This window comes from Streptomyces parvulus (assembly GCF_014648855.1).
Lineage (GTDB): Bacteria > Actinomycetota > Actinomycetes > Streptomycetales > Streptomycetaceae > Streptomyces > Streptomyces parvulus.
In genome coordinates this window covers 102,657-129,390 of the sequence record NZ_BMRX01000020.1, presented here as the reverse complement: position 1 = coordinate 129,390, position 26,734 = coordinate 102,657, and the positions used below count along the sequence as shown (strand labels likewise).

Genomic DNA, 26,734 nt, shown 5'->3' with positions numbered 1-26,734 from the left:
AGGAACCACGACCGACAAGCAGCAACAGAAGCCGAGGTGGCACGAGTGGCGATGTGGGACAAGATCAAGGACCAGGCCAAGACCTTCCAGCAGTCCCAGGGCACTCGGGGAGCGACCGGATCGGGCCACGGACAGCCGGGACACCACCAGGCGGGTGGCACGGGCTCGTCCTCCGGAGGCTCCAAGGCCCAGCTGATGGGGCTGTTCAAGTCCCAGCTCGCCTCGGTCAAGACCGAGCTGAAGAGCGGCTCCTACCGGGACGCGAGCATGGCCATGTGCGCGCTGGTCGCCGCGGCCGACGGCCAGGTGGAGCCGGCGGAGCGCCAGCGCGTGGAGGAGCTGATCGTCACCAACGAGGTGCTGCAGAACTTCCCGGCGGACCAGCTGCGCCAGCGGTTCAACCAGCACGTGGACAAGCTCCTCGCCAACTTCCAGCTGGGGAAGACCGAGGCGCTCCAGGTGATCGCCAAGGCCGCCAAGAAGCCGCAGGAGGCCCGCGCCGTCATCCAGACCGGCATGGTCGTGGCGGGCGCCGACGGCGTCTTCGAGCACGCCGAGCAGCAGGCGATCCGCGAGGCCTGCACGGCGCTGGGCATCTCGCCCTCGGAGTTCGGCGTCTGACCCGCCGTCGGGAAAGCGTTTGACGGCCGGCCGCGCCCGGGGGTCGGATGCGGTGCATGAGTGCAGAGCGAATGCGTCCGGACGCCCACCCGATCGACGAGCGTCTGGTGCGGCGGCTGGTCGACGGGCGGTTCCCCCGGTGGGCGGAACTGCCCGTCGAGCGCTTCCCGTCGGGTGGCACGGTCAACGCGATGTACCGGCTGGGCGACGACATGGTCGTACGGCTGCCGCTCGTCGAGGGCGGCGCGGCGGACGTGGCGGCCGAGCGGCGCTGGCTGCCGCGGCTGGCGCCGCTGCTGCCCGTCGCCGTGCCCGAGGTGCTCGGCGCCGGTGAGGCGGCCGAGGGCTTTCCGTGGCCCTGGTCGGTGTACCGGTGGCTTCCCGGGGAGATCCCCGAGGCCGGCGCGCTGAGCGACCCCGAGGCGCTGGCGACGGACCTCGCCGGGTTCGTGGCCGCGATGCGGGGCGTCGCTCTTCCCGGTGCGCCCGGCGCACACCGCGGCGGTCCGCTCGCCACGCTGGACGCCGCGACCCGGTCCGCCGTCGAGGAGCTGCGCGGCATCCCGGAGGAGGACGTCGACTGCGACGCGCTGACCGCCGTGTGGCAGGACGCCTTGGACGCCCCGGCCTGGGACGGGCCGCCCGTCTGGCTGCACGCCGACCTGATGCCCGGCAATCTGCTGGTCGCGGACGGCAGACTCACCGCGGTCATCGACTTCGGGTGCGCGGGGGTGGGCGACCCCGCCTGCGACCTCTTCCCGGCGTGGAACCTGCTGCCCGCGGCCGCGCGGGAGGTCTTCCGGGAGAGGCTCGGCGTCGACGGGGCGACCTGGCGGCGCGGCCGGGGCCGGACGCTCTCCCAGGCGCTGATCGCACTGCCCTGCTACCGGAAGACCAACCCGGCGATGGCGGACAACGCCCGCCACGTGATCCGCGCGGTGCTGGCGGAGCGGGAGCGGAGCCGCCAGGCCTCGGCCCGTCCGGTCTAGGGCGCGATCCCCACCCCCTCGATCCTGCTCCATGCCCGCTCCTGCGCGGCGGTCATGGCGGGCCAGTGCAGGCCGCCGGGCCGGGGCAGCACGCGGGAGGCGTAGGGTTTCGGGTGGAACCCGGGGTCGTAGAAGCAGCCGTCGCCGTACGTGGCATCGAAGGTGGCGCAGGAGGCCGCGATCGAGTGCGGCGCGGGCTTGCGGCCCGTGCTCGCCCAGGCGTCCAGCGCGGCGATGGAGGCGGCGTACTCGGAGTCGCTCAGCGAGCTGTGCTCGGACTCCCTCGTGAACGTCTGGACCAGGTTCCGGCCCCGGCCGGCACCGTCGAGCGTGGCCCGGTAGGCCGCCTCGTGCTCCACGAAGGCCGTCGGGTCGTCGATGGCGTGCAGCGTGAGGACGGGCAGGTCGACGCGGCCGGTGAGGTCGCTGTCGTAGGACAGGTCCCGGCGGGCGGCGGGGTCGGCCGAGAAGCGTTCGACACCCGCGTTGAGGGCCTTGTCGTCGTGCGAACCCGAGTACCGCACACCGCGGTTGCTCCACGGGTTGCGCCCGTCCAGCCGGCTGGACACGATGTCCCGGAACGTGAACGTGGCGAACCTCAGGTGCGACTCCAGCGTCCGCTCGGGGATCCCGGTGACGGCGAGGATGTCGTCGAGGTTGCGCTGCTGGAGGGCCGTGCGGTCGGCGGGGGCGGAGTCGTAGCCCGTGCACTCCCGCAGGCGGGCGTCGAGCCCGGCGTTCGTCATCGTGGAGCCGGGGCGCAGGCCCTGCCACAACGGGTACTGCGGCTCGGTGGGACGCGGGTGGTTGCGGCAGTAGTACTGGTAGACGACGCGCAGGTCCACCCGGTAGTCGTAGCCGCGCGAACCGCCGCCGAGGACGCCGTTGGTCAGCAGTACCCCGTCGTAGGCGCCGCGCCGGGCGCCGTAGGTCTCCGCCGCCTTGGCCGCGACGTCGCCGCCCCAGGACTGGCCGTGCAGATAGGTCCGTTCCGGCCGCCCGAACCGCTGCGTGAACAGGCGCCGTACGTTCTCGGTGTCCTCGGCCGCCATGCGGGCGCCGTAGCCGCCGCGCCGGTAGGCGGAGCCGGCCCAGGCGTACCCCTCCTCGACCATCACCGCCCAGCGCCCCAGGTCCTCGGTGCTGCGGGCGGGGTCCGAGGCGTCGCCGAGGTCGGGTCCGCCGTGCGCGTGGACGACGAGGGAGCCGTTCCAGTCCTTCGGGACGGCCATCGTGTAGTACGCCCCGCCCGTGTCCCGGCCGGTCCAGCAGGTGGCCTTTTCGGCCAGTGCGGGCGGGCAGTCGGCGACCGCGGGCGGTTCGGCCGCGCGGGCGGGGGCGGCCGACACGCTGCCGAGGGTGCCGAGGAGGACGGCCGCGAGCGCGGCGGCCACCAGGGCCGGGCGGCCTCGGCGGTGAGTGGTCCGGGGGGTGTTCGGGGGAGCGTCGGGTCTGGTCAAGGTGCGGCTCCTGTACGTGCTGCGGGCCGGCGCGAAGTTGCGCTGCGAGCCGGGATGCTAGGAATCCGCCGCGTCCGGGGCCACCCCTTCGATCATTGCGTTCATAGTGTTCGCCCCCGGCCACCGGCCCGGCCCCGTCGGTGACACCGAGGGAGTGCTCTTCGGTCGTCCTCCGGCGCTCCCTGCGCGGCCTCTTGACGGCCCATTGGTCTCTACCTATCGTCACCGCCCAGCCGAACGTTCAGAACAGCACTCAACGTTCACATAGACGAACGGATGGACCCCCCACATGTCCTCTGCCGCCACCCCTCGCCCCCGCGGATCCCGAGTCGTCCTGCTCGCGGCCCTCACCGCCGCGCTGGCCGGCACCCTGCTCGTCGGTCCGGGCCCCGCGGCCTCCCGCGCGGAAGCCGCTCCGGCCGCGTTCACCCACCCCGGAGTCACCGTCTCCGAGGGCCAGCTCGACTTCACCCGCGCCAAGGTGCAGGCCGGGGCCCAGCCCTGGAAGGGCGCGTTCGACCAGATGATGCGGAGCAGGTACGCCGACCTGAACCGTGCCCCCAAGCCCCGCGCGGTGGTCGAGTGCGGTTCCTACTCGAACCCCAACCTGGGCTGCACCGACGAGCGCGAGGACGCGATCGCGGCGTACACCAACGCGCTCGCCTGGTACATGACCCGCGACGAGCGCTACGCCCGCAAGGCGATCGAGCTGATGGACGCCTGGTCCGCGGTGATCCGGGACCACACCAACAGCAACGCGCCGCTCCAAACCGGCTGGGCCGGCTCCTCCTGGCCCAAGGCCGCGGAGATCATCAAGTACACGTACACCGGCTCGTGGGCCAACTCCGGCCGCTTCGCCACGATGCTCCGGAACGTCTACCTGCCCGAGATCATCAACGGCTCCAACTCCAACGGCAACTGGGAGCTGACGATGATGGAGGCCGCCGTCGGCATCTCCGTCTTCCTGGAGGACAAGGCGTCCTACGACAAGGCCATGGGCAAGTTCCGCACCCGCACGGCCGCGTACGTGTACCTGGAATCGGACGGCGCCCTGCCGAAGACCGTCCCGAGCCAGAACCTCAACACCCGGGACAAGATCGTCAACTACTGGCAGGGCCAGTCCACCTTCGTCAACGGCCTCACCCAGGAGACCTGCCGGGACTTCACCCACACCGGGTACGGCATCTCGTCGATCGCGCACGTCGCCGAGACCAGCCGGATCCAGGGGCAGGACCTGTACGGCACCGACGTGGGCGAGCGGCTGCGGCACGCGCTCGGCTTCCAGGCGAAGTACGAGCAGGGCGCCGCGGTCCCGGGCTGGCTGTGCGGGGGCTCCGTGCACCTGGGGCTCGGTCCGGTCACCGAGGTCGGTTACAACGCCCTGCACAACCGCCTCGGCCACGCCATGGACAACACCCAGGCCCTGACCGAGCGCACCCGTCCGTCCGGCTCGAACAACCTGTTCGTCGCCTGGGAGACGCTCACCCACGGCGACAACCCGGCGTGAGCGGGCGCCGGGTGGGAGCCGCTCAGCTGTCGTAGTCCACGGTCAGCCTCTCCGAGACCGGGTACGTCTGGCAGGTCAGCACGTACCCGGCGTCGACCTCGGCGTCCTCCAGGGCGTAGTTGCGGCGCATGTCGGCCGTGCCGTCGGTGACCAGGGCGCGGCAGGTGCCGCAGACCCCGCCCTTGCAGGCGAAGGGGAGGTCGGGCCGGGTCTGCTGGGCTCCGTCGAGCAGCGTCCGCTCCCGGGAGAGCGAGGCGCTGGTGGAACGGCCGTCCAGGGTGATGGTGACCTCGCTGACGGGGCCCCGCGGGCCGGACTCCTCGTGGCGGACCTCCCGTACGGGCTCGTCCTCGGCGAAGAACAGCTCCCGGTGGACGCGGTCCGCCGGGACGCCGAGGCCGGCCAGCACCTGCTGGGCGTCGGCGACCATGCCCTGCGGCCCGCACAGCCACCAGTGGTCCGCGGACTCCACGTCCACCAGCGCGCCGACGAGCTCCGCGAGCCGCCCGGCGTCCAGGCGGCCGGAGAGCACCTCGGCCTCGCGGGGTTCGCGGGAGAGCACGTGCGCCAGGTGGAAGCGGGCCGGGTGGAGGTCCTTCAGGTCCGCCAGCTCGTCCGCGAACATGACCGTGTCGGTGCGGCGGTTGCCGTAGAACAGCGTCACGGACGACCGGTCGTCGGCGGCCAGCACCGACTCGGCGATGGACACCATGGGCGTGATGCCCGACCCGGCCGCGATCAGCACGTGGTGGCCGGGGACGGTCAGGTCGGGGGTGAAGAGGCCGGTGGGCGCCATGACCTCGACGGTGTCGCCGGGCCGCACCTCCTCGACCAGCCACGAGGAGAACACCCCGCCCGGCACCACCCGGACCCCGATGCGCGGCACCGCGCCGGCCGGCGCGCAGATCGAGTACGAGCGGCGCTCGTCCCGGCCGTCGACCTCACGCCGCAGGGTGAGCGACTGGCCGGGTGCGAAGGCGAACTCCGCGGCCAGGTCGTCCGGGATCTCGAAGCTCACGGCCGCCGCGTCCGCGCACAGCCGCTCCACGGCGGCGACCCGCAGGCGGTGGAAGGCGGGCCGGCGGCGGGCGCGCACCGGCGCTGCCGGGACGGGGGCGGTCGGGGCCATCAGATCTCCTTGACGTACTCGAACGGCTCGCGGCAGGCCCGGCAGCGCCACAGGGCCTTGCAGGAGGTGGCGGCGAAGCGTGAGGTCTCCTCGGTGTCCGCCGATCCGCAGCGGGGGCAGGGCACCGCGGGCCGGGTGGGCGACAGCACGAGGGGGACAGGGCCGCCGCGCGGTGCCGGGCCGGGCGGGGCGATGCCGTGCTCGGTGAGCTTGCGGCGGCCGGACTCGGTGATCCAGTCGCTGGTCCAGGGCGGGTCCAGGACGGTGCGGATCTCCACCCGCTCGTAACCGGCCTCGCGCAGCCGGGCGGCGACGTCCGCGCGCATCTCGGCCATGGCCGGGCAGCCCGAGTAGGTGGGCGTCAGGCTCGCCACCACGGTGCCGTCCGCGCCGACCTCGACGCCGCGCAGGACGCCCAGGTCGGCGAGGGTGAGCATGGGCAGCTCGGGGTCCGGCACCCGTTCGGCGACGCGGCGGGCGCGGGCGGTGTCCAGGAGCGCGGTCACCATGTCGCCCCCGGGTACGCACGGGCGACGCCCTGCAACTCGGTGAGCAGCGGCGCCAGGTGCTCGGTGTGCTCGCCGGCGCGGCCGGAGCCGGGCAGCGGCCGGTACACCGGCATGGCGAGGCCGGCCGCGTCGGTGACCTGGCGGAGCACGTCGGCCACCTCGTCCCGCACGTCGTACGCCGTGTGCAGTTCGCCGAGGTAGGGGGCGACCTCGTCCAGTGCCGCCCGCATCCTGCGGTGCGACTCCTCGGTGCCGTCGCCCAGGCGGACGGCCCAGTCGGCGGCGTACTGCCGGTGGTAGGCCAGTTCCTTGACGCCCTTGGCCGCCACCGCCGCGAGGACCGGGTCGGGGTGGTCCACCAGCCGCTGGAAGTGGGCCAGCCGCCAGGTGGAGAGCACCAGCAGCCGCACCACGGCGAACGCGAAGTCGCCGCGCGGGAGTTCGGCCAGCACGACGTTGCGGAAGTCGGCGGCGTCGCGGAGGTAGGCGTAGGCGTCCTCGTCGCGGCCGGTGCCGTCGGCCTGGCCGGCGCGGGTGTACAGCAGGCGGGCCTGGCCGAGGAGGTCGAGGCCGATGTTGGCCAGCGCCACCTCCTCCTCCAGCTCCGGGGCCCGGGTGACCCACTCGGCGAGCCGCTGGGCGCTGATCAGGGCGTCGTCGGCCAGCGCCACGCAGTCCGCGGCCAGTTCGGCGGCGTCGACGCCCTCGGGCACGGTGGTGTCGACGCCGTGCAGCGGGTCCTCGAAGCCGGTGCCGTAGGCCCAGCGGGTGTCGTCCTCGTGTCCCTCGGCCAGGGTGAGGTAGACGTGGTCGTCGCTCATGCCCTGCTCCTAGATGTGGGGGACGTCGTCGGGGATGTCGTAGAAGGTCGGGTGGCGGTAGACCTTGTCGGCGCTGGGGGCGAAGAACGGGTCCTTCTCGTCGCGGGTGGAGGCGGCGACGTGCTCGGAGCGGACCACCCAGATGCTCACGCCCTCGTTGCGCCGCGTGTAGAGGTCGCGGGCGTGGGTGAGGGCCATGGTGTCGTCGGCGGCGTGGAGCGAGCCGACGTGCACGTGGTTGAGGCCGCGCTTGCCGCGCACGAAGACCTCGTACAGAGGCCAGCCCTGCTTCTCGGCGGTCATGCCACCGCTCCCTTCTCCGCGCGGGCGGCCTGCTTGGCGGCGTGGGCGGTGGCCGCCTCGCGGACCCAGGCGCCGTCCTCGTGGGCGGTGCGACGCCGCTCGCCGCGCTGGGCGTTGCAGGGGCCGTCGCCCTTGATGACCCGCATCAGCTCGTCCCAGTCGGGGGTGCCGAAGTCGTGGTGCCCCGCCTCCTCGTTCCACCGCAGCTCCGGGTCGGGCAGGGTGACGCCGAGCTTCTGGGCCTGCGGGACGGTCATGTCGACGAAGCGGCGGCGCAGCTCGTCGTTGCTGTGGCGCTTGATCTTCCAGGCCATCGACCGCTCCGAGTTGGGCGACGCCTCGTCGGGCGGGCCGAACATCATCAGGGACGGCCACCACCAGCGGTCGACGGCGTCCTGGACCATGTCGCGCTGGGCCGCGGTGCCGCGCATCATCGTCATCAGCAGCTCGTAGCCCTGCCGCTGGTGGAAGGACTCCTCCTTGCAGATGCGCACCATCGCGCGCGCGTACGGCCCGTACGAGCTGCGGCACAGCGGCACCTGGTTGCAGATGGCGGCGCCGTCCACGAACCAGCCGATGACGCCGACGTCGGCGAAGCTGAGAGTCGGGTAGTTGAAGATCGACGAGTACTTCTGCCGGCCGTCGATCAGCCGCCGCGTGAGGTCGTCGCGGTCCGCGCCGAGCGTCTCGGCCGCCGAGTACAGGTACAGACCGTGACCGGCCTCGTCCTGGACCTTGGCGAACAGGATCGCCTTGCGGCGCAGCGACGGCGCGCGGGTGATCCACTCGCCCTCCGGCTGCATGCCGATGATCTCCGAGTGGGCGTGCTGGGCGATCTGCCGGATCAGCGTCTTGCGGTAGCCCTCCGGCATCCAGTCGCGCGGCTCGACGCGCTGGTCGTGCGCGATCGTCGCGTCGAAGTGCTCCTGGAGCGCGTCCGGGGGCGGCGCCTCGGCGGCGTGTGTCGTGGTCATCGTCACCAGCTTCCCAACCGACCATTCGTTCGGTACCCAGTGTGACGGGTTTCGGGGCGCCGGGCAAGACCCGCGGCACCGCCCTCCACACTCTTGACAGGGCGGCCGCGCGGCTGGATTACTGGGCCCTGCCGCGAGCTAACCGAATGGTCGGTCGGGACGGAAGGTGGTGGGAAGGATGTCGCAGGCCACTGGGCCGACACCGACGGAGACGATGTTCTCCGCGGACGAGGCCTCCCGGGGGCTGGGCATCGAGCTGGTCGAGCACGGCGAGGGCACCGCCCTGCTCCGGATGACCGTGACCCCGGCGATGGTGAACGGCCACCGCATCGCCCACGGCGGCTACGTCTTCCTCCTCGCCGACTCCGCGTTCGCCTGCGCCTGCAACAGCCACGGTCCGGTGACCGTCGCGGCCGGCGCCGACATCGTCTTCGTCGCCCCGGCCCGCGAGGGCGACGTCCTCGTCGCTCGGGCCGAGGAGCGGGCCCGTTTCGGCCGCAGCGGCGTCTACGACGTGAGCGTGCGCCGCGGCGACGAGCTGATCGCGGAGTTCCGCGGACGCAGCCGCAGTGTGCGGGAGAGCGCGGCGGGCGGTACGCAGCATGTCCCGCCCGGGCCGACCGAGCCGACGAAGGAGTCGCAATGAGCAGCGAGCCGACGACCGGGCCGGCCCCGGCCCCACGCCGCGGGGAACCGCTCCCCCACGACCTGCTCGACGACGCCGAGCGCCTGTCCCGGGATCAGCTCGCGGAACTCCAGCTGGACCGGCTGCGCGCCACCCTGCGGCACGCGTACGAGAACGTGGAGCTGTACCGCAAGAAGTTCGACGCCGCCAAAGTCACCCCGGACGACTGCCGGAGCCTGGCGGACCTGGCCCGGTTCCCGTTCACCACCAAGGCGGACCTGCGGGACACCTACCCGTACGGGATGTTCGCCGTCCCGATGGAGGACGTGCGGCGGGTGCACGCCTCCAGCGGCACCACCGGCCGCGCCACGGTCGTCGGGTACACGGACAACGACCTGTCCATGTGGGCGGACGTCGTCGCCCGCTCGATCCGGGCCGCGGGCGGCCGTCCCGGCCACAAGGTGCACATCTCCTACGGCTACGGGCTGTTCACCGGCGGTCTCGGCGCGCACTACGGCGCCGAGCGCGCCGGGTGCACGGTGATCCCGGCCTCCGGCGGCATGACGGCGCGCCAGGTGCAGATCATCCAGGACTTCCGGCCCGAGATCATCATGGTCACGCCCTCCTACATGCTCACGCTGCTCGACGAGTTCGAGCGGCAGGGCGTCGACCCGCGCTCCACCTCGCTGAAGGTGGGCATCTTCGGGGCCGAGCCGTGGACCGAGGAGATGCGGCGCGAGATCGAGGAGCGCGTCGGCATCCACGCCGTCGACATATACGGGCTGTCCGAGGTGATCGGCCCCGGTGTGGCCCAGGAGTGCGTCGAGACCAAGGACGGACTGCACGTCTGGGAGGACCACTTCTACCCCGAGGTGGTGGACCCGCTCACGGACGCCGTGCTGCCCGAGGGCGAGGAGGGCGAGATCGTCTTCACATCCCTCACCAAGGAGGCGCTGCCGGTGATCCGCTACCGCACGCGCGACCTGTCGCGGCTGCTGCCGGGCACCGCCCGGCCCGCCTTCCGCCGGATGCGGAAGGTCACCGGCCGCTGTGACGACATGATCATCCTGCGCGGGGTGAACGTCTTCCCCACCCAGATCGAGGAGATCGTGCTGCGCACCCCCGGTGTCGCCCCGCACTTCCAGATCCAGCTCTCCGAACGCGGCCGGATGGACCACATGACGGTGCGGGTCGAGGCCCGCCCCGACGCGGGGCCGGAGGTGCGCGAGGCCGCCGCCCGAGCGATCGTCCAGGGCGTCAAGGACGGTGTGGGCGTCACGGTGGAGGTGGAGGTCGTCGCGCCGGAGACGCTGGAGCGCTCGCTCGGCAAGATCCGCCGGGTCAGGGACCTGCGCGGCGCGTGAAACGTGAGGACGAACACGTCTGTTCGTCCCTCGTGCCGGTGTGCCGCGGGATGCGGATGGGCAGTCAATGCATGATCGGGGGAGGTCTGGTCCGTCCTGGGGGGAAATCCCGTGCGCGTGTGTGTGATCGGTGCAGGTCTGTCGGGATTGGCGGTGGCGCACTCCCTCAAGGAGCGGGGGATCGGCTTCGTCTGCCTGGAGAGGGCGCCCGACGTCGGCGGGATCTGGAGGCAGCCGGAGGCCGGTGAGCGGGGTCCGGGCTACCTCTCGCTGCACCTGAACACCGCGAAGCAGCTGACCGGTTACGCCGGTTTCCCGATGCCGTCCGCGTATCCGCTCTACCCCCGGCACAGCCAGGTCGCCGCGTACCTGCGCTCCTTCGCCGAGTGGGCGGACCTGCTCGGCGACATCGAGCTGCGCACCGAGGTGGTCTCCGTACGGCAGGACGTACGGCAGGACGCCGACGGCGCGTGGACGGTGGTCAGCCGGGCCGCGGACGGCACCGAGTCGGTCCGCCGCTTCGACCACGTGGTCGTCGCTTCCGGGCACCACACCGAGCCGGCCCTGCCCGACCCCCTCCCGTCCGGCGCCGACGCGTTCAGCGGAACGATTCTGCACTCCCTCGACTACCGTGACGGCGCCGACTTCGCCGGCCGCCGGGTCGTCGTCGTCGGCCTCGGCGCCTCCGCCGTGGACATCGCGGCCGACCTCTCCCGGCACGCCGAGGAGACGGTGCTGTCGGTGCGGCGGGGCCTGCACATCGTGCCCAAGCAGCTGTTCGGGATGTCGGTCGACGAGATCGCCGAGGCTCCCTGGTGGACGGAGATGTCCTTCGCCGAGCAGCGCAGCTGGGTGGAGCGGTCCCTGCTGGTCGCCCGCGGCAGGCTGTCGGACTACGGCCTGCCCGAGCCCGACCACCCGGTCTTCTCCTCCGCCGTGACCCTCTCGGACGAGATCCTCAGCCGGATCCGGCACGGCGCGGTGACGCCGAAGCCCGCGATCGCCTCCTTCGACGGCGACCGGGTCGTCTTCACCGACGGCACCTCGACGGTCGCGGACAGCGTGGTCTACTGCACCGGCTTCCACATGACCTTCCCCTTCCTGCCGGCCGGCTGCCCGGTGGCGGCGGACGGCTCGGTCGAGCTGTACCGGCGGGTCGTCCCGGCAGGCCGGCCGGGTCTCTACTTCGTCGGCCTGGTCCGCCCGGTGGGCTCCATCACGCGGCTGGTGGAGGCGCAGTCGGAGTGGGTGGCCCGGATCGTCGGCGGCGAGGCCGAGCTGCCCGCGCCGGAGGTGATGCGCGAGGAGATCGGCGCCTATCTCGACTCCGTGGTCCGGCGTTACGGCCGGACGCAGGGTGCCTCGATCCAGGTCGACGTGGGCCCGTACCTGGCGGAGTTCCGCGAGACGCAGCCCGTGTGACCGTGCGGAGGCCCGCGGCGGCGTCCCGAACACTTCGAGGGGCTCCCGGCGGCCGGCCGGGAGCCCCTGCCGTGTTCCGGCGGCTCAGTGCACCGCGACCGGGCGCCGCAGCGGCACCGCGGCGGGCGGCCGGACCGCGTACGCCTCCGAGGAGAGGTACGCCGTCACCCGGGGCCGACTGCCCCGCTGGAGGGCCAGGGCCAGATAGGCGATGAGCCCGACCCCGTCCTCGGGCCGCCGGTCGGTGAGGGCCGCCAGGGCCCGGACCAGCACCGAGGCGTCCATGCCGTACTGCCGCAGCAGCCGCGAGGCCCGTGCCAGGGCCTCACCGTCGTGCGCGGCGTAGTCCCGGACCGGCACGTGCAGGGTGAATCCGCTGGGCCGCGGATCGGCCGGGCCGGTGAAGGAGTGGCAGGACAGACCGGGTCGCCCGGTCAGGCCCGTCACCGCGGCCCCGGGGCCCGCGACCGTGCGGAAGAAGGCCTCGACCGACGCCGCGGAGGGCTCCGGCACCATGCGGGACAGTCTCCCGGCCCGGACTGGGGTCAGGTTGTCGTGCCGCACGTAGACCTTCACCCGGGGTTCCGCCCAGTCCCCGAGGTCCAGCGCGAGGAAGGGGTGCCCGCCGCCCGGGGGGAGGTTGGCGTGGGCCCGGCGGAGTCCCAGCCGGCGCAGCGCCTCCCGCACCGCCGCAGCGGAACGTTCCTCTCCGCCCGCGGCCGGGTTCAGATAGACCTTGACCTTGGGCACACCGCCGGGTGCCAGCTCCAGTGCGATCCACAGGGCCAGGGGCCCCCGCGGGGCGGACGGCAGGAAGAGGTCCGCGACCTCGTCGAGCGGGCCGGTGCCGAACCGCCACCGGCGCGCCATCTCCCGCACCGTCTCCAGCCCCGCGCGCCCGTTGAGAGCCAGGCTGTCTGCGCCGCAGCCCGGTTCCAGGAGCACCCGCAGGGCGGGCGCCGCGTCCGGCCGGAAGGAGAGGGAGAACTCGACGGGGGTGTGGTCGTCGGACAGGAAGGTGCGGTAGGGCGGCGGGAGATGGAGCGGCCGCCCGGCCACCGGGCCCAGGGAGTCCGTCAGGACCCGTACGTAGGTCTCGGTGTCCGAGGCGGTGAGGCCGGCGACCGCCCCGAGTCTTCGCAGCTGGGCGCCGGTGAAGGCGCCGAGCGTCGGGGTGCCCTGCGGGCCGGTGCCCGTCGGCGTCGCGGTCACCGGCCCGTCCCCGGCCGGGGCCGTACAGAGCGATACCCGCCGGGAGGGGCGGGTATCGGGGGTTTCGGCGGTGGGAAAGCGGCGTTCGTGGATATGTGGTCCACGACACCTCCTTTTACTCGTAAGCAACTTGAATGCCGCGTTGCTCACTACCCGTGCCGTTCAACCTTCATGCGAAAGGGGCGGGTTGGGAGGGTGTTGTACAGATCACCGCGTGAGCCAGTTGAGGAACTGGCTCCACATGCCTCCGCGTTCGGTCGGGCGGGCCGGTGCCGGGGTCTCGGGCTCCTCCCCCGCGACCGGCCGCAGGGGTTCGGTCCGCCGGCCGGTGCGGGCCGGGGTGAAGCGGGCCGGCAGCGTCGCCAGGGCACGGTTGAAGGGGCCCGGACGCCAGGTCAGGCTGTCCTCGGGGACGGCGAGTTCGACGTCGGGCAGCTCGTTGAGGAGGTGTTCGATCGCGGTGACCGTGATGTGCCGGGCCGGCTCCTTGGACGGGCAGGCGTGCGGCCCGGCGCTCCAGGCCAGGTGGGCGCGGTTGCTGCCGGCCTGCCGGGAGGCCCTCAGCGCCGGTCCGGTGTTGGCCGCGGCGAAGCTGACCAGCACGAGGTCGCCCGCCTGGAGATGCTGTCCGGCGAGTTCCGTGTCGGCGGCCGGATAGTGCGGCGCGTAGTTCGACATCGGGGGGTTCTCCCACAGCGTGTCGTCGAGGGCCTCGTCGATCAGGCCGCCCTCGCGCGCGTACCGCTCGTGGGTGAGGAGGCGGTGCAGCGTGTTGCCGATGAGGTTGCGCAGCGGCTCGGCGCCCGCGCCGAGGAGCAGGGCGAGCTGGTGGACCATCTCCTCGTCGCTGAGGCCCGCCTCGTGCCGCATCAGCCAGGAGGTGACGTCGTCGCCGGGCTTGCCCCGCTTGAGCGCGACGAGTTCGCCCACCGCCTGGAACAGCACCTCGACGGCCTTCTCGGCGTTGACGCCGTCGAACATGCCGGAGATGCCGAAGAGCACCCGGTCGCCGATGTCGGCGGGGCAGCCGAAGAGTTCGTTGAACACGAAGAGCGGCAGCTGCTTGGCGTAGTCCCCGAGCAGGTCGGCGGAGCCGCGGCCGGCGAACTGGGAGATGAGGTAGCCGGAGATCTGCTCCGTGCTCCGGCTCAGCCGCCGGCTGTCCACCCGCGCCATGCTGTCGGTGACGGCCTGGCGGAGCCTGAGGTGGTCGGCGCCGTCGGCGAACATGCAGTTGGGGCGGTAGGCCAGCAGCGGTGCGACCGGGCTGTCCGGGCCGACCTTGCCCTCGTTGAAGGCCCGCCAGCGCCGGGCGTCCTTGCGGAACGTGCCGGAGTCCTGCAGCAGCTGGAGGGCCGCGGCGTAGTCCGTGACGAGGGTCGCCTCGACTCCCGGGGCCAGTTCGACGGGCGCCGCGGCCCCGTAGTGGCGCAGGTACTCGTAGTACGCCTGCGGATCGGCGGCGAATTCCGGACCGTGCAGGGGCACTCTGGCGCCGGAGCCGTGCGCCGGGCACCCGGGCGGCGGCACCGGGGCCGTGTCGTGGGCGTTCATGTCTGCTCCCAGCTCCTAGCGGGTGCGGTCCAGCAAGTAGCGGACGAGGGTGGTCAGTGCGGCGGCCGACGACTTCTCGTCCCGGGCGTCGCAGGTGACGACGGGGGTGTCGTCGAGCAGGTCGAGCGCCTCGCGCAGCGCGTGTTCGTCGCGCAGCGGCGTGCCGTCGAAGTGGTTGACGGCGATGGCGTAGTCGAGCCCGTAGTGCTCGATCAGGTCGATGACCGGGAAGGAGTCCGCCAGCCGCTCGGGGTCGACGAGCACCAGGGCGCCGAGCGCGCCGCGCGCCATGTCCTCCCACATCTGGACGAAGCGCTGCTGGCCGGGGGTGCCGAACAGGTAGAGGACGACGCGGTCGCTGATGGTGAGGCGGCCGAAGTCCATCGCGACCGTGGTGGTGGTCTTGCCCTGGACGCCGCCGAGGTCGTCGACCGCCTCGGCGGCCTGCGTCATGGTCTCCTCGGTGGACAGCGGTTCGATCTCCGAGATGGAGCCGATGAGGGTGGTCTTGCCCACCGCGAAGTGTCCGACGACGAGGATCTTGACGGCGGTCTGCGTCGCCCCGCCGCGCACGTAGTCCCGCTCATCCAAACTTGGCGCGGAGCCCATTGAGCACCTCCTCCAGGATCTCCTTGTCCGCGAGCCGGGCGCGGGCCACCGGCGGGCGGGTCATCAGGTGGCCGCCCTCCATCAGGGAGGCCAGCAGGATCCGCACCACGCCGAGCGGCAAGTGGGTGTGTCCGGCGATCTCGGCGACCGAGAGGTAGCCGGCCGAGCAGAGGTCCAGCAGGCTCTGCTCCTCGGGGGAGAGCCGCAGCGGCCGCCGAGTGTCCTCGGCGGAGGCGGTGACGAGGGTGATGAGGGACAGGTGGTCCTCGTCGGGCAGGCCGCGGCCCTTGGTGATGACGTACGGCCGCACTAACTCCGGAGTCTCGGCCTCCCAGCCGTCGCGGCCGGTCATGAGCGGGCGCCGAGGTTCTCGCGCGGCGGTGTCGTCAGCCGCTTGCCGAGCTGGGCGACGAGCTGCTGCATCCGGAAGGTGATGTCGGCCATGTCGACGTCCGGGGAGGCGGAGACGCCCAGGTAGGCGCCCTCGCCGGCGGAGATCAGGAACACCCAGCCGCCGTCGAACTCGACCAGGGTCTGGCGCCAGGCCTGGTGCGGGTCCTCACAGAAGAAGGCGAGGGTGCGGCTGAGCGACTGCACCCCGCTCATCGCGGCGGCCACCCGGTCGGCGTCGTCCTTGTCGAAGTCCTGCGTCCGGGCCATCAGCAGGCCGTCGGCGGATATCAGGACGGCGTGCAGGGCGCCCGGAATCTCCAGGGCGCTGTCGAGCATCCATGACAGATCGTCGTTCACGAGACCTCATGTCCTTCGCTGCTGGCACCGGGGGTTCTGCGCGTACGGTCGGTGCCCTCGGGGTCGGTGTCCCGGCCGGACCGCGTTCCCCGCTGGAAGGCACCCATGACCTGTGCCTGCTCGGAGTCGGAGCGGCCCGCCGGGCGGGGGGTGGGCTCGTTGCCGGGCACGATGGCCATCGGCCGCTTGCGGCGCCGCCGGGGCAGTCCGTCGTCGGTGCGGGCCGAGACGGGCGCGGCCTCGGGGCCGCCGTCCCGGACCGGCCGGGCGGCACTGTGGGTGACGGGGGCGGGAGTCTTCTTCTCCGGCATGGCGGTGAGCAGTTCGTGCGGCAGCAGGACCACCGCCCGTACACCTCCGTAGGGGGAGGAGGAGTCCACGGACACCTCGAAGCCGAATCGTTCGCACAGCAGGCCGATGACGGCGAAGCCGAACTGCGGGGGGTTGCCCAGCCCGGCGACACCCGAGGCCCGTTCGGTGGCGAGCAGCCGGTCGGCGCGGACGCGCTCCTCGTCGCTCATGCCGACGCCGGCGTCGTCGACGACCACGCAGATGCCCTTGGGCACGGTGCGCAGGTTGATCTCGACGACGGTGTCCGGGCTGGAGTAGCTGGTGGCGTTGTCGAGCAGTTCGGCGAGGGCCAGGGCGACCGGTTCCACGGCGCGGCTGGTGATGCCGAAGTCGACCTGGGAGAGGATGTCGATCCGCCGGAAGTGGCGGATGCGTCCCTGCGCGCTGCGCACCACGTCGTAGACCGAGGCGGTGTCGCGCCGTCCGCCCAGCCAGCCGTCGCAGAGCACGGCGATGGACTGCGCCCGGCGGCCGAACTGCGAGTTGGTGTGGTCGATCTCCAGCAGGTCCTGGAGGAGCGCCGAGTCGCCGTACTTGGCCTGGAGCCGGGAGAGCACCAGCTGCTGTTCCGCGGCGAGGCCCTGGAGGGTGCGCATGGCGGACTTCAGGACGGTCTTGGTCTCGTCCTCGGCCCGCTCCTGGGCGGCGCGCACGGACTTTCCGTAATCGTTCTCCAGCTCGGTGTAGTGGTCCTTGAGTCCCCGGACCTGCCGCCGCAGCTCCCGTGCCGCCCTGCGCTGGCGGCTGATGAGCACGGCGGCGGCCACGAGGGCGACGAGGGCGACCCAGAGCAAGGGGTTCCCTGTGTATTCCGTCATAAGACTCTCTTCAGGCGACTGACGGCCGGCTTGCTGAATTCCCGTCTACGCGGACGGCCGGTGGACCGCCCGTACGGGGTAGCTGCCCGGGCTGTCCCTGAAGTCGGGGATGCCGTCTTTCACCCATCCGCCCGCTCCGCAAACGCGGTGATCGTATCACCGCATGATCAGGTGAATTTACGTCAAGAAGCGTCCATCCAGGACCGGTTGGGGACCACCGGACGTACCGGTTCGATCGGTGGGTACAGTCGGCCCCGTGAAAGCTGCATCGCACACCTTCCGGCCGGTCAGCGGCGCGGCACCGGGCGGCCCGGGGTGACGCCCGAGGCCATGGCCGCGGTGTTCGCGGCCGGTGTCGGGGCGGGCGCCATCAACAGCGTGGTCGGCTCCGGCACCCTGATCACCTTTCCGGTGCTGCTGGCCACGGGGCTGTCGCCGGTCACCGCCACCGTCTCCAACGCGCTCGGCCTCATCCCCGGCTCCATCAGCGGCGCGATCGGCTACCGCGAGGAGCTGCGCGGCCAGCGCCGGCGGGTCCTCAAGCTGAGCGCCGGCGCGCTGGCGGGCGGCCTCGCGGGTGCCACGCTGCTGCTCGCACTGCCGGCCGACGCCTTCGAGACGATCGTGCCGGTCCTGGTGGGCCTCGCCCTGGTGCTGGTGGCCCTGCAGCCGCAGATCGGCAAGTGGGTGCAGCGCCGCCGGGCACGCACCGGCGCCTCCCCGCGCCGCGACGGCGGCCCGCTGCTGTTCACCGGCCTCACCCTGGCCAGCGTCTACGGCGGCTACTTCACGGCCGCCCAGGGGATCATCTACCTGTCCCTGATGGGCATGCTCCTCGACGAGCCCCTGCAACGCCTCAACGCCGTCAAGAACGTCCTCGCCGCCGTCGTGAACACCGTCGCCGCGCTCTTCTTCCTCTTCGCCGCGGACTTCGACTGGACGGCCGTCGGCCTGCTGGCGGCCGGGTCGGCGCTCGGCGGGTACGCCGGGGCCAAGGTGGGCCGCCGTTTCAAGCCCGTCGTCCTGCGCACGCTCGTGGTGACGATCGGAACCGTCGCGCTCGTCCAGCTCCTGCTGCGCTGAGGGGATTCGGCGGCGGCCAAATGTGGAATCTGCCCCGCCGCTTTCCTCCGCACACGGAGCGGGCCCCTTCCGCCCACGTGAAATGGCCCACGGCGTACGGCGGATTGGCCCGCGCGGCGATCTGGGAAGCCATGGAGGCGCCCATGATCGAATCGAAGGGACACGCCCTCGTGACGCTCGTAGCGCCTCCCCCCATACCCAGGGCAGCGGGTTCGCTGCCGTTCCTGGGTCACGCGGTACAGCTCCTGCGCGACAACCTCGGCTTCATCGCCGCCCTGCGCACCACCTACGGACCACTCGTCGAGATCACCCTCCAGCCCGGCACCCGCACGCTCGTCGTCCAGGATCCCGGCCTCGTCCGCACCATGCTCACCGACCTCGGACCCGGCCTCGACAAGGGCCGGTTCTTCGAGAAGATGGGCCAGTTGCTGGGCGACTCCGTGGTCACCGCGGCCGGCCAGACCCACGTCCGCAGGCGCCGCCAGCTCCAGCCCGCCTTCGCCCGCGAACGGATCGCGGGCTACGTGGACACGATGCGCGGCGAGGCCGAGGCCGCCGTCGACGGCTGGGCGCCCGGCGCCGTCCTCGACGTCCGCGAGGCGATGGTCGGCCTCAGTCTGGACATGCTGGCCAAGACCGTGTTCGCCGGCAGCCTCGACGGCACCGCCTTCCGCCGGCTGCGCGCGGACCTGTCGGTCGTGATGAACGGGGTGGGCGCCCGGGTCATGCTGCCCGACTGGGTCGAGCGGCTGCCGTTGCCCGCCAACCGGCGCTTCACCGCGGCCCGCGACGCCGTACGGGCCACCGTCGAAGGGGCGGTCACCCGCCTCCAGGCGTCCGGACACGACACCGGCGACATGCTCTCGCTGCTGCTGCGCACCACCGACGAGGAGACCGGCCGGCCGCTGTCCGGGCACGAGATCTCCTCCGAGATCCTGACCCTGGCCGTGGCCGGCACGGAGACCACCGCCTCGGTGCTGTCCTGGGTGCTCTACGAACTCGCCCGCCACCCGGAGGCCGAGTCGCGGGTGCTGGCGGAACTCGGCGACGTCCTCGGCGACCGGCCCGTGACCTTCGGCGACCTGGGCCGGCTGCCCTACCTGGGACGGGTCCTCGACGAAACCCTGCGCCTGCACCACACCGGCTGGCTGGTGACCCGTCGTACCGTCACCGAGACCCGCCTGGGCCCCTGGACCCTGCCCGCCGGGACCGAGCTGGCCTACTGCCAGCACGCCCTGCACCGGGACCCCCTGCTCTTCCCCGATCCGCTGGCCTTCGACCCCGACCGGTGGCTGGACGACTCCCGCCCGCGGCCCAGCGGGGCCTTCCTGCCCTTCGGCGCAGGCAAGCACAAGTGCATCGGCGACCGTTTCGCGCTCACCGAACTCCTCACCGCCGTCGCCACCATCGTCCGGCGGGTGCGTCTGGAGCTTCCCGCCGGGCGGACGGTGCGCCCGGTGGCCGCCGCGACGGTCCGGCCGCGGACCCTGCTGATGACCGTCCGTCCCAGGACGGGCGCACCGCCCCGCCGGGGCGCCTGAGTCACCGGCCCGGCCGGCGCCGCACCGGCCGGGCCGCGCCAGGCATAACGCCGCGCTATGGAAAGACGGGAGTGCCACCTCCCCGGCCAGGCCCGGGATGCTGGGCGCCCCCACACGTCCACACGCCCCGCGGCGCGTGCCCTTGGAATCGAGGAGCCTTGCGAACCTCCAGACCCGTCCCCACCCTGATCGCCGCCCTTACGGCCGTCCTGCTGTCCGTCCTGGCGCTCGCTCCGCACGCCTCGGCGGCCGAGCCCCGGCCCGGCGACGGCGGCCCCCGGCCGATCATCGGCGGCGGCTACGCGCAGAACGCACCCTGGGCGGCCCGGCTGTTCTCCGGCGGCACCCAGACGTGCAGCTCGACCATCGTCTCCGCCACCTGGATCCTCACGGCCAAGCACTGCGTCGGCGGCGGCGCGCTGTCCTTCCGCATCGGCAGCCTCGACCAGGGATCGGGCGGCACCGTGGCGAACGGCGCGCAGACCGTCACCCACCCCTCCGCGGACCTCGCGCTGGTCCGGCTCGACCGCTCCGTCCCCGGGTCCTACGCGCGGCTCGGCCAGCCGGGCACCGTACGGGTGGGCCAGACCGTGCAGGTCTACGGCTGGGGCGCCACCTCACGCTGCGGCTCGGAGATCAACTGCCAGTCCCAGTACCTCAAGGTCGCCAACCTGACCGTCACCAACGGGTGTTACGACGCCTACTACGGCCAGGCGATATGCGCCCGTCCCGGCGACGGCATCACGGCGGGCGGCGACTCCGGCGGACCGATGATGGCCGGCGGCGTCCAGGTCGGCGTCGCCTCGACCAGTGACCGGCAGTCCACCACGGCCTACACGAACGTGACCGCCTACCGGTCGTGGATCCAGTCGGTGGCAGGCGTCTGACCCTTCCCCTCCTGCCCCGGGAACCGCCCGGACCCGCCTGCCCCGCCACGGCGGGGCGGGCGCCGGCCGCCGCGCTCGTCGCGCCTTCGGTGCGCCCGCGACGAGCGCGGCTCCCCGGGCTTCCGGAACCCGCGGCGGCCACGGACGCGGGTCCCCCCTGCCACTGCCCGACGTCCAGGAACCGGACGCCCCGGCAGGCGCGTGGCGCGTACATCTACTGTCGTCCGGTACGGCACACGCCCCGCGCGAAGGAGGCACGGCATGACCGGGCGGACGACGGAATCCCAGGTGGACGGGCGGGAGGCGGCCGTGCTCCGCCTGCGGGACGTGCACGTGCGGCGCCTCACCACCGACCAGCTGATCCTCGACGGGATCGACTGGACCGTCCGGCCGGGCGAGCACTGGGCCCTGCTCGGGGCCAACGGCGCCGGCAAGACCACCCTGCTGCGGCTGCTCGGCGCGCTCATGCACCCCACCTCCGGCACCGTCGAGGTCCTCGGCAGCCGGCTCGGCCGGGTGGACGTGCGCGAGCTGCGGGCCCGCATCGGCCATGTCAACGCCGCCCAGCGGGTCCCGCAGGACCTCTCCGCCCACGCGGTCGTGCTCACCGGCCACAGCGGCACCGTGCAGCCCCTGTGGCGGACGTACGACGACGAGGTGCGGGAGCGTGCCCGCGGCCTCCTGACCGAGCTGGGCGTCAAGGAGCTGGCGGACCGGCCGTACGGCGTGTGCTCCGGAGGGCAGCGGGCCCGCGTCCTCATCGCCCGGGCACTGATGGCGGATCCGGCGCTGCTCCTCCTCGACGAGCCGTTCAACGCGCTCGACCTGCCCTCCCGCGAGGACCTGGTCGAGGCCATGCACCACCTCGCCGAGGGGCGCCCGCGGCTGGCCACCGTGACGGTCACCCACCATCTGGAGGAGCTGTCCCCGGCCGTCGGGCACGCCCTGCTGCTGCGCGAGGGCAGGACCCTGGCCGCGGGCCCGGTCGAGGAGGTGCTGACCGGCGCGCACCTGACCGCCTGCTTCGGCCGCGACATCACGGTGGCGAGGCGCGAGGGCCGCTGGACCGCCTACTCGGGGCGCCGCGTTTCCGGAACATGACACGCCCGCGAAGGCGTCGTTGCAGTCCGGGCGGAGCCCGACAGCGGCCTTGACCGGCGTTTCGGCCCCTGGCTAGCGTCCACGGCATGCGGAAATCCCGGCAGTTCAAGAAGCGGCGCGCCATCGATCTGATGCGCGTCGCCACCGCGGTGTGTAGCTGACCCCACCGCCCGCTGCCCCTCTTTTCCCGCTCCCCGTGAAGGCCGTGATGACCTCTCGCACACCCCTGCCCGGATTCCGGCACGCCCCCGCCCTGGCCGCCCTGGCCCTCTCCCTGACCCTCGCCGGCTGTGTGGCACCGGCGCAGTCCGCCGACGGCCGGGACGTCTCGGACGAGAGGATCCCGGCGTCGGTCGACCGCGACACCACGCTCACCGTCGGCGCGCCCGACCTCAAGGTCGCCCTGGAGCTGTCCGGACGGATCGACGAGCTGCCGTTCAAGGTGAAGTGGGCCAACATCAGCGGCGGCCCGCAGTGCTCGGAGGCGTTCCGGGCCGACGCCCTCGACGTCTGCTCGGCCGCCGAGATCCCGTCGATCAACGCCCACTGGACGGGTCTCGACACGAAGCTCGTGGCCGTCGAGTTCCGCGCGGATCCCTACGAGAACCCGATCTACGAGCTGGGCACGGCGCCGGGGTCCGGCATCAAGACCCTGGCCGACCTGCGGGGCAAGCGGATCGCCTACAGCCCGGGGCAGGCCCAGGGCGCGCTGGTGCTGCGCATCCTGCACAAGGCCGGTCTCACCCGGGACGACGTCGAACTCGTGGAACTCGCCAGCACCGGCGACGTCTACCCCACAGCCCTCGGCAACCGCCAGGTCGACGCGGCCCCGATCGCGGACGTCAACGTCAAGCGCTACCTGGCCAACTACGGCAAGGAGGGCGGCTCGACGATCCGGCACGGGCTACGGGACGACCCGACGCACCTGTGGGCGCTGACCGAGTCCGTCGCCGACGCGCACAAGTCGGCGGCCCTGCGGGAACTCGTGAAGTTCTGGGCCCGCGCGCAGCTCTGGATCGACGGGCATCCCGAGGAATGGGTCGCGGGCTACTACATGAAGGACCAGGGGCTCAGCCGCGAGGACGGCGAGTACCTGGTCCGGCGCGCCGGCCACCCCGACCTCCCGGCCGACTGGACGGACGCCATCCACCGGCAGCAGCAGACCATCGACCTGCTGGCGAAGGAGCAGGACCGCGAACGCTTCGACGCGGACATCCTCTTCGACCGCCGCTACGAGCCGGTGGCCGCCGAGGCCGTCGCCGGTGAAGGGACGTCGTCATGAGCACCACGACCTTCGACGGGCGGGCTCTCCCGGCCGCGCAGGCACCACCGCCGGGCCCCGCGCCCCTGCGCGCCCCGCGCCGCCGGCGCCTCGGCCCCGGCAAACCCGTGCGGTACGGCTGGGCGATCGGGCCGGTGCTGCTGCTCGCGCTCTGGGCGGCGGGCTCGGGGCTGGGCGTCTTCGACGTGCGCAGCCTGCCCGCGCCCTGGACCATCGCGAGCACCGCGCGCGACCTCGTCGACAACGGCAAGCTCCCGTCGCATCTGGCCACCTCCGCCCAACGCGCCCTTCTAGGCCTGCTGTTCGGTGTGGCGGCCGGCCTGCTGCTCGCCCTCGTCTCCGGTCTCAGCCGGCTCGGCGAGGCCGTGATCGACGGGCCCGTGCAGATCAAGCGGTCGATCCCCTCGCTGGCGCTGATCCCGCTGCTGATCCTCTGGTTCGGCATCGGCGAGACGATGAAGGTGATCACGATCGCGCTCGGTGTCTTCGTACCGGTCTACATCCACACGCACAACGGACTGCGCGCCATCGACAGCCGCTACGCCGAACTCGCCGAGACGGTGCGCCTCGGCCGGCTCGGCTTCGTCCGGCACGTCGTCCTGCCGGGCGCCCTGCCGGGCTTCCTGCTCGGGATGCGCTTCGCGGTGACCGGGGCCTGGCTGGCACTCGTCGTGGTGGAGCAGGTCAACGCCACCAGCGGCATCGGCTACATGATGGAACTGGCCCGCACGTACGGGCAGACCGACGTCATCATCGTCGGTCTCGTCGTCTACGGACTGCTCGGACTGGCCTCCGACGCCCTGGTACGCCTGGTGGAGAGGAGGGCCCTGTCGTGGCGGCGGACGCTCGCGGGCTGACGGAGGAGGACCGCGCTACGGTCCGCATCGAGAACCTGGTCCGTTCCTTCGGCGACCGCAGGGTGCTGGACGGACTCGACCTGTCCATCGCGCCCGGCGAGTTCGTGGCGCTGCTCGGGCGCAGCGGCTCCGGCAAGAGCACCCTGCTGCGGGCGCTTGCGGGGCTGGACCACGAGGTGGCGGGCGGCGGCGGCCTGGCGGCCCCCGACGACGTGTCCGTCGTCTTCCAGGACGCGCGGCTGCTGCCCTGGAAGCGGCTGCTCGGCAATGTCGTCCTGGGCCTCACCGGCCCCCTCGCCGAGGAGCGGGGCCGGGCCGCGCTCGCCGAAGTGGGCCTGGCCGGCCGCGAACGCGCCTGGCCCGTGGAGCTGTCCGGCGGCGAGCAGCAGCGCGTCTCGCTCGCGCGGTCACTCGTGCGCGAGCCCCGGCTGCTGCTGGCGGACGAGCCGTTCGGCGCCCTGGACGCGCTGACCCGGATCCGGATGCACGCCCTGCTGCGGCGGCTGTGCGAGCGGCACCGGCCCGCCGTACTGCTCGTCACGCACGACGTCGACGAGGCCATCGCCCTGGCGGACCGGGTGCTGGTGCTGGACCGGGGGCGGATCGCGGCGGACCTGCCCGTACGGCTGCCCGCCCCGCGCGACCACGCGGGCGCCGAGTACACGGCCCTGCGCGCCCGCCTGCTGGACCGGCTGGGCGTGCGCGGCACCCCGAGCACCGGACCCGAGGAGGAGGCGGCATGAGCGCCCGCACACTGCACCTGAACCTGTTCGTCTACCCGGGCGGTCACCACGAGGCCGCCTGGCGGTACCACGGCACCGACCCGGACCGCCTGCTCGACATCGGCTTCTACCAGGACCTCGCCCGGCGGGCCGAGGCGGCCGCCTTCGACGCCGTCTTCTTCGCCGACGGACCGTCGCTGGCCGACAACGTGCGCTACGCCAGCCGCTTCAGACTCGAACCGTTCACCTGGCTGTCGGCCGTCGCCGTCGCCACCGAGCGCATCGGCCTGATCGCGACCGCCTCGACCACGTACACCGAGCCGTACAACCTGGCCCGACTGTTCGCCTCGCTCGACCACCTCAGCCGCGGCCGGGCCGGCTGGAACATCGTCACCACCGGCGCCCCGCAGGCCGCCGGGAACTTCGGCCTGGACGAGCATCCGGTGCACGCCGAACGGTACGACCGGGCGCGGGAGTTCGTCGAGGTGGTGACACGGCTCTGGGACAGCTGGGAGGACGAGGCCCTGGTCGCCGACCAGAAGAGCGGGGTCTTCGCCGACACCGACCGCATCCACGAGATCGGCCACTCGGGCCGCCACCTCAGGGTGCGCGGTCCGCTGAACCTGCCCCGCTCCCCGCAGGGACGCCCGGTGTACGTCCAGGCCGGGTCGTCCGAGGACGGGCGCTCCTTCGCTGCCGCGCACGCCGAGGCGGTGTTCACCGCCCACCAGACGCTGCGCGGCGGACAGGACTTCTACGCCGACCTCAAGGCGCGGGCCGCGGCCCTCGGCCGCGACCCCGGCCGGCTCCTCGTGCTGCCGGGCATCAGCCCCTTCATCGGCTCGACCGAGGCGGAGGCACGGGCGCTGCACGCGGAGTTCGACGAACTCACCCAGCCCGAGTACTCGCTCCAGCTGCTCCGGCGCCTGCTGGGACTCGACCTCACCGCCGACCAGCTGGACGGCCCGGTCCCCCGCCGGCTCATCGAGACCGAGGGAGAACGCGGCAACGGCAGCCGCTTCCGGCTCGTGCTGGACATCATCGACCGCGAACAGCCCACGGTGCGCGGCCTCATGCACCGCCTCGCGGGGGCCCGCGGGCACCGGGTGGTGGCCGGGACACCAAAGCAGGTCGCCGACCAGATCCAGGAGTGGTTCGAGCACGGAGCCGCCGACGGGTTCAACGTCATGCCGCCGTGGCTGCCCGGCGGCTTCGACCTCTTCGCCGACCAGGTGGTGCCGATCCTGCGGGCGCGCGGACTCTTCCGCACCGCGTACGACGCGACGACCCTGCGCGGTCACTACGGACTGCCGCGCCCGGCGGCGTCACCGGCCCTCCGCTGAGGGGGCGGGGTCATCGCCCAGCGGATCCCCGCGGTCACGGCCGAGCCGAGCGGCCGCACGCACACGCCCTCGGCGCGGGGCAGGCGGGGCAGCCCGAGCGCGCGGGAGGCCCAGAGCGGCAGCAGGGACACCGCGTTGGCGGCGACCACACCGTAGGGCAGCCGGGCGAGCAGCGGGACGGGCGGCCTGAGCAGCAGGAAGCGGGCGGTGTCGCGCGCCTCCTCGGTCGCGCGCAGTTCGCCGCGGTAGGCGGCCAGCCGCTCGGCGAGTCCGGCACGGTCGACGGGCGGGTCGGGCACGCCGAGCGCGGTGGCGATGCGCGCCATGTCGGCCACATAGCCGTCGCATCCCTCGTCGTCCAGGGGGTGGGAGCCGTACCGCTGGTGGGCGCGGAGGAAGCTGTCGGTCTCCGCCACGTGCACCCAGCACAGCAGGTGGGGGTCGGCGGCGGCGTACTCCCGGCCCTCGGCCGTGACGCCGCGCACCCTCTCGTGCACGGCCCGCACCCGCTCGCAGGCCTCCCGCGCGCTGTCCGCGGTGCCGTAGGTGGTGACGGCGAGGAAGGTGCTGGTCCGCTGGAGCCTGCCCCAGGGGTCGCCGCGGAACCCGGAGTGCGCGGCCACCGCGGCCATCGCCAGCGGGTGCAGGGACTGGAGCAGCAGGGCGGACAGGCCGCCGATGAACATGGAGGCGTCCCCGTGCACCCGCCGGACGGGCCGCTCGGGACCGAACCAGCGCGGGCCCGGTGTGCCGTGGATGCGGGCACGGTTGCCGGGTCCCTCCGGGCCCGCCACCCGGGAGAAGATCATCTCCCCCAGCCGGGCGCGCGGGTCGGGGCGGCGGTCACCTGGGAGACGTGCCATGTCTGCCGAGCCCTTCTGCGGCCGGTGCGGCCCACAC

27 protein-coding genes are annotated in these 26,734 nt (G+C 72.9%); 14 read left to right on the top strand and 13 right to left on the bottom strand.

The window, feature by feature from the left end:
• Positions 1 to 45 precede the first annotated feature (45 nt).
• On the top strand, positions 46 to 621 hold the full coding sequence (locus tag IE108_RS31755) for a tellurite resistance TerB family protein (RefSeq protein WP_064726116.1): 576 nt from the start codon (positions 46 to 48) through the stop codon (positions 619 to 621).
• A gap of 71 nt (positions 622 to 692) precedes the next feature.
• Complete coding sequence (locus IE108_RS31750; RefSeq protein WP_373297082.1) at positions 693 to 1,610, top strand: aminoglycoside phosphotransferase family protein; 918 nt, start codon at positions 693 to 695, stop codon at positions 1,608 to 1,610.
• Here the strand turns inward: IE108_RS31750 and IE108_RS31745 are convergent.
• Positions 1,607 to 3,070: an alpha/beta hydrolase gene (locus tag IE108_RS31745; protein ID WP_064726117.1), complete on the bottom strand. Its 1,464-nt coding sequence runs from the start codon at positions 3,068 to 3,070 to the stop codon at positions 1,607 to 1,609. The two genes, IE108_RS31750 and IE108_RS31745, sit on opposite strands and share 4 nt — an antisense overlap.
• Before the next feature lie 289 nt (positions 3,071 to 3,359).
• Between IE108_RS31745 and IE108_RS31740 the strand changes: the two genes are divergently transcribed.
• Positions 3,360 to 4,577 carry an alginate lyase family protein gene (locus tag IE108_RS31740; RefSeq protein WP_064726118.1) on the top strand — a complete coding sequence of 406 codons (1,218 nt, stop codon included), beginning with the start codon at positions 3,360 to 3,362 and terminating at the stop codon, positions 4,575 to 4,577.
• Positions 4,578 to 4,599: 22 nt separating this feature from the next.
• Here the strand turns inward: IE108_RS31740 and paaE are convergent, their stop codons facing one another.
• The 5 genes from paaE to paaA are packed head-to-tail and all read right to left on the bottom strand — an operon-like array spanning position 4,600 to position 8,313.
• On the bottom strand, positions 4,600 to 5,706 hold the full coding sequence (gene paaE, locus IE108_RS31735) for a 1,2-phenylacetyl-CoA epoxidase subunit PaaE (protein ID WP_064726119.1): 1,107 nt from the start codon (positions 5,704 to 5,706) through the stop codon (positions 4,600 to 4,602).
• Entirely contained in the window at positions 5,706 to 6,215 is a 510-nt protein-coding gene (paaD, locus tag IE108_RS31730; RefSeq protein WP_064726120.1) for a 1,2-phenylacetyl-CoA epoxidase subunit PaaD, read from the bottom strand. The genes paaE and paaD overlap by 1 nt, the downstream gene beginning before the upstream one ends.
• Positions 6,209 to 7,036 carry a 1,2-phenylacetyl-CoA epoxidase subunit PaaC gene (paaC, locus tag IE108_RS31725; RefSeq protein WP_064726121.1) on the bottom strand — a complete coding sequence of 276 codons (828 nt, stop codon included), beginning with the start codon at positions 7,034 to 7,036 and terminating at the stop codon, positions 6,209 to 6,211. Before paaC ends, paaD begins: the two co-directional genes overlap by 7 nt.
• A gap of 9 nt (positions 7,037 to 7,045) precedes the next feature.
• The gene (paaB, locus tag IE108_RS31720) at positions 7,046 to 7,339 is read right to left on the bottom strand and encodes a 1,2-phenylacetyl-CoA epoxidase subunit PaaB (protein WP_064726122.1); all 294 of its coding nucleotides are present in this window, start codon (positions 7,337 to 7,339) and stop codon (positions 7,046 to 7,048) included.
• Positions 7,336 to 8,313 (bottom strand): 1,2-phenylacetyl-CoA epoxidase subunit PaaA, encoded by a 978-nt coding sequence (gene paaA, locus IE108_RS31715; RefSeq protein ID WP_064726124.1) that lies wholly within the window; start codon positions 8,311 to 8,313, stop codon positions 7,336 to 7,338. Before paaA ends, paaB begins: the two co-directional genes overlap by 4 nt.
• 178 nt (positions 8,314 to 8,491) lie before the next feature.
• On the opposite strand from paaA, the gene paaI reads away from it, so the two are divergent.
• From paaI to IE108_RS31700, 3 genes are all read left to right on the top strand, one after another.
• Positions 8,492 to 8,959 carry a hydroxyphenylacetyl-CoA thioesterase PaaI gene (gene paaI / locus IE108_RS31710; RefSeq protein ID WP_064726126.1) on the top strand — a complete coding sequence of 156 codons (468 nt, stop codon included), beginning with the start codon at positions 8,492 to 8,494 and terminating at the stop codon, positions 8,957 to 8,959.
• Positions 8,956 to 10,302 (top strand): phenylacetate--CoA ligase PaaK, encoded by a 1,347-nt coding sequence (gene paaK / locus IE108_RS31705; protein ID WP_064726128.1) that lies wholly within the window; start codon positions 8,956 to 8,958, stop codon positions 10,300 to 10,302. Before paaI ends, paaK begins: the two co-directional genes overlap by 4 nt.
• 111 nt (positions 10,303 to 10,413) lie before the next feature.
• Positions 10,414 to 11,724, top strand: a complete 1,311-nt coding sequence (locus tag IE108_RS31700) for a flavin-containing monooxygenase (protein ID WP_064726129.1) — start codon at positions 10,414 to 10,416, stop codon at positions 11,722 to 11,724.
• Positions 11,725 to 11,808: 84 nt separating this feature from the next.
• On the opposite strand, the gene IE108_RS31695 is transcribed toward IE108_RS31700, so the two are convergent.
• The 6 genes from IE108_RS31695 to IE108_RS31670 all read right to left on the bottom strand — a co-directional run bounded on the left by IE108_RS31695 (position 11,809) and on the right by IE108_RS31670 (position 17,018).
• On the bottom strand, positions 11,809 to 12,936 hold the full coding sequence (locus IE108_RS31695) for a tryptophan dimethylallyltransferase family protein (RefSeq protein ID WP_064726130.1): 1,128 nt from the start codon (positions 12,934 to 12,936) through the stop codon (positions 11,809 to 11,811).
• A gap of 207 nt (positions 12,937 to 13,143) precedes the next feature.
• Complete coding sequence (locus IE108_RS31690; protein WP_064726131.1) at positions 13,144 to 14,490, bottom strand: cytochrome P450; 1,347 nt, start codon at positions 14,488 to 14,490, stop codon at positions 13,144 to 13,146.
• 15 nt (positions 14,491 to 14,505) lie between these two features.
• Positions 14,506 to 15,099, bottom strand: coding sequence for a GTP-binding protein (locus tag IE108_RS31685; protein WP_064726132.1), 594 nt, complete (start codon positions 15,097 to 15,099; stop codon positions 14,506 to 14,508).
• Positions 15,074 to 15,451, bottom strand: coding sequence for a DUF742 domain-containing protein (locus tag IE108_RS31680; protein WP_064726133.1), 378 nt, complete (start codon positions 15,449 to 15,451; stop codon positions 15,074 to 15,076). Before IE108_RS31680 ends, IE108_RS31685 begins: the two co-directional genes overlap by 26 nt.
• Complete coding sequence (locus tag IE108_RS31675; protein ID WP_064726134.1) at positions 15,448 to 15,849, bottom strand: roadblock/LC7 domain-containing protein; 402 nt, start codon at positions 15,847 to 15,849, stop codon at positions 15,448 to 15,450. The genes IE108_RS31680 and IE108_RS31675 overlap by 4 nt, the downstream gene beginning before the upstream one ends.
• Positions 15,846 to 17,018 carry an ATP-binding protein gene (locus IE108_RS31670; protein ID WP_064726135.1) on the bottom strand — a complete coding sequence of 391 codons (1,173 nt, stop codon included), beginning with the start codon at positions 17,016 to 17,018 and terminating at the stop codon, positions 15,846 to 15,848. Before IE108_RS31670 ends, IE108_RS31675 begins: the two co-directional genes overlap by 4 nt.
• A gap of 330 nt (positions 17,019 to 17,348) precedes the next feature.
• Here IE108_RS31670 and IE108_RS31665 point away from each other — a divergent pair, with 330 nt between their 5' ends.
• From IE108_RS31665 to IE108_RS31630, 8 genes are all read left to right on the top strand, one after another.
• The gene (locus IE108_RS31665; protein ID WP_189397810.1) at positions 17,349 to 18,101 is read left to right on the top strand and encodes a sulfite exporter TauE/SafE family protein; all 753 of its coding nucleotides are present in this window, start codon (positions 17,349 to 17,351) and stop codon (positions 18,099 to 18,101) included.
• 143 nt (positions 18,102 to 18,244) lie between these two features.
• Entirely contained in the window at positions 18,245 to 19,642 is a 1,398-nt protein-coding gene (locus IE108_RS31660; RefSeq protein ID WP_202544486.1) for a cytochrome P450, read from the top strand.
• Between the two features lie 158 nt (positions 19,643 to 19,800).
• Complete coding sequence (locus IE108_RS31655) at positions 19,801 to 20,529, top strand: S1 family peptidase (protein ID WP_064726137.1); 729 nt, start codon at positions 19,801 to 19,803, stop codon at positions 20,527 to 20,529.
• A gap of 261 nt (positions 20,530 to 20,790) precedes the next feature.
• Complete coding sequence (locus IE108_RS31650) at positions 20,791 to 21,630, top strand: ABC transporter ATP-binding protein (RefSeq protein ID WP_064726138.1); 840 nt, start codon at positions 20,791 to 20,793, stop codon at positions 21,628 to 21,630.
• Between the two features lie 208 nt (positions 21,631 to 21,838).
• Positions 21,839 to 22,912, top strand: a complete 1,074-nt coding sequence (locus IE108_RS31645) for an ABC transporter substrate-binding protein (RefSeq protein ID WP_064731607.1) — start codon at positions 21,839 to 21,841, stop codon at positions 22,910 to 22,912.
• Entirely contained in the window at positions 22,909 to 23,769 is an 861-nt protein-coding gene (locus IE108_RS31640) for an ABC transporter permease (RefSeq protein WP_064726139.1), read from the top strand. Before IE108_RS31645 ends, IE108_RS31640 begins: the two co-directional genes overlap by 4 nt.
• The gene (locus IE108_RS31635) at positions 23,745 to 24,512 is read left to right on the top strand and encodes an ABC transporter ATP-binding protein (RefSeq protein ID WP_064726140.1); all 768 of its coding nucleotides are present in this window, start codon (positions 23,745 to 23,747) and stop codon (positions 24,510 to 24,512) included. The genes IE108_RS31640 and IE108_RS31635 overlap by 25 nt, the downstream gene beginning before the upstream one ends.
• Entirely contained in the window at positions 24,509 to 25,834 is a 1,326-nt protein-coding gene (locus IE108_RS31630) for an LLM class flavin-dependent oxidoreductase (RefSeq protein ID WP_064726141.1), read from the top strand. The genes IE108_RS31635 and IE108_RS31630 overlap by 4 nt, the downstream gene beginning before the upstream one ends.
• Here IE108_RS31630 and IE108_RS31625 read toward each other — a convergent pair.
• Positions 25,792 to 26,697 carry an oxygenase MpaB family protein gene (locus IE108_RS31625; RefSeq protein ID WP_064726142.1) on the bottom strand — a complete coding sequence of 302 codons (906 nt, stop codon included), beginning with the start codon at positions 26,695 to 26,697 and terminating at the stop codon, positions 25,792 to 25,794. The two genes, IE108_RS31630 and IE108_RS31625, sit on opposite strands and share 43 nt — an antisense overlap.
• Positions 26,698 to 26,734: the final 37 nt, after the last annotated feature.

Coding starts and splice junctions, on each gene's coding strand:
- paaA (WP_064726124.1), bottom strand. CDS start 8,313: ATGACCACGACACACGCCGCCGAGGCGCCGCCCCCGGACGCGCTCCAG.
- IE108_RS31645 (WP_064731607.1), top strand. CDS start 21,839: ATGACCTCTCGCACACCCCTGCCCGGATTCCGGCACGCCCCCGCCCTG.
- IE108_RS31670 (WP_064726135.1), bottom strand. CDS start 17,018: ATGACGGAATACACAGGGAACCCCTTGCTCTGGGTCGCCCTCGTCGCC.
- IE108_RS31685 (WP_064726132.1), bottom strand. CDS start 15,099: ATGGGCTCCGCGCCAAGTTTGGATGAGCGGGACTACGTGCGCGGCGGG.
- IE108_RS31680 (WP_064726133.1), bottom strand. CDS start 15,451: ATGACCGGCCGCGACGGCTGGGAGGCCGAGACTCCGGAGTTAGTGCGG.
- paaE (WP_064726119.1), bottom strand. CDS start 5,706: ATGGCCCCGACCGCCCCCGTCCCGGCAGCGCCGGTGCGCGCCCGCCGC.
- paaD (WP_064726120.1), bottom strand. CDS start 6,215: ATGGTGACCGCGCTCCTGGACACCGCCCGCGCCCGCCGCGTCGCCGAA.
- IE108_RS31690 (WP_064726131.1), bottom strand. CDS start 14,490: ATGAACGCCCACGACACGGCCCCGGTGCCGCCGCCCGGGTGCCCGGCG.
- IE108_RS31660 (WP_202544486.1), top strand. CDS start 18,245: ATGATCGAATCGAAGGGACACGCCCTCGTGACGCTCGTAGCGCCTCCC.
- paaB (WP_064726122.1), bottom strand. CDS start 7,339: ATGACCGCCGAGAAGCAGGGCTGGCCTCTGTACGAGGTCTTCGTGCGC.
- IE108_RS31650 (WP_064726138.1), top strand. CDS start 20,791: ATGACCGGGCGGACGACGGAATCCCAGGTGGACGGGCGGGAGGCGGCC.
- IE108_RS31640 (WP_064726139.1), top strand. CDS start 22,909: ATGAGCACCACGACCTTCGACGGGCGGGCTCTCCCGGCCGCGCAGGCA.
- IE108_RS31665 (WP_189397810.1), top strand. CDS start 17,349: ATGGCCGCGGTGTTCGCGGCCGGTGTCGGGGCGGGCGCCATCAACAGC.
- paaK (WP_064726128.1), top strand. CDS start 8,956: ATGAGCAGCGAGCCGACGACCGGGCCGGCCCCGGCCCCACGCCGCGGG.
- IE108_RS31630 (WP_064726141.1), top strand. CDS start 24,509: ATGAGCGCCCGCACACTGCACCTGAACCTGTTCGTCTACCCGGGCGGT.
- IE108_RS31750 (WP_373297082.1), top strand. CDS start 693: ATGCGTCCGGACGCCCACCCGATCGACGAGCGTCTGGTGCGGCGGCTG.
- paaI (WP_064726126.1), top strand. CDS start 8,492: ATGTCGCAGGCCACTGGGCCGACACCGACGGAGACGATGTTCTCCGCG.
- IE108_RS31740 (WP_064726118.1), top strand. CDS start 3,360: ATGTCCTCTGCCGCCACCCCTCGCCCCCGCGGATCCCGAGTCGTCCTG.
- paaC (WP_064726121.1), bottom strand. CDS start 7,036: ATGAGCGACGACCACGTCTACCTCACCCTGGCCGAGGGACACGAGGAC.
- IE108_RS31625 (WP_064726142.1), bottom strand. CDS start 26,697: ATGGCACGTCTCCCAGGTGACCGCCGCCCCGACCCGCGCGCCCGGCTG.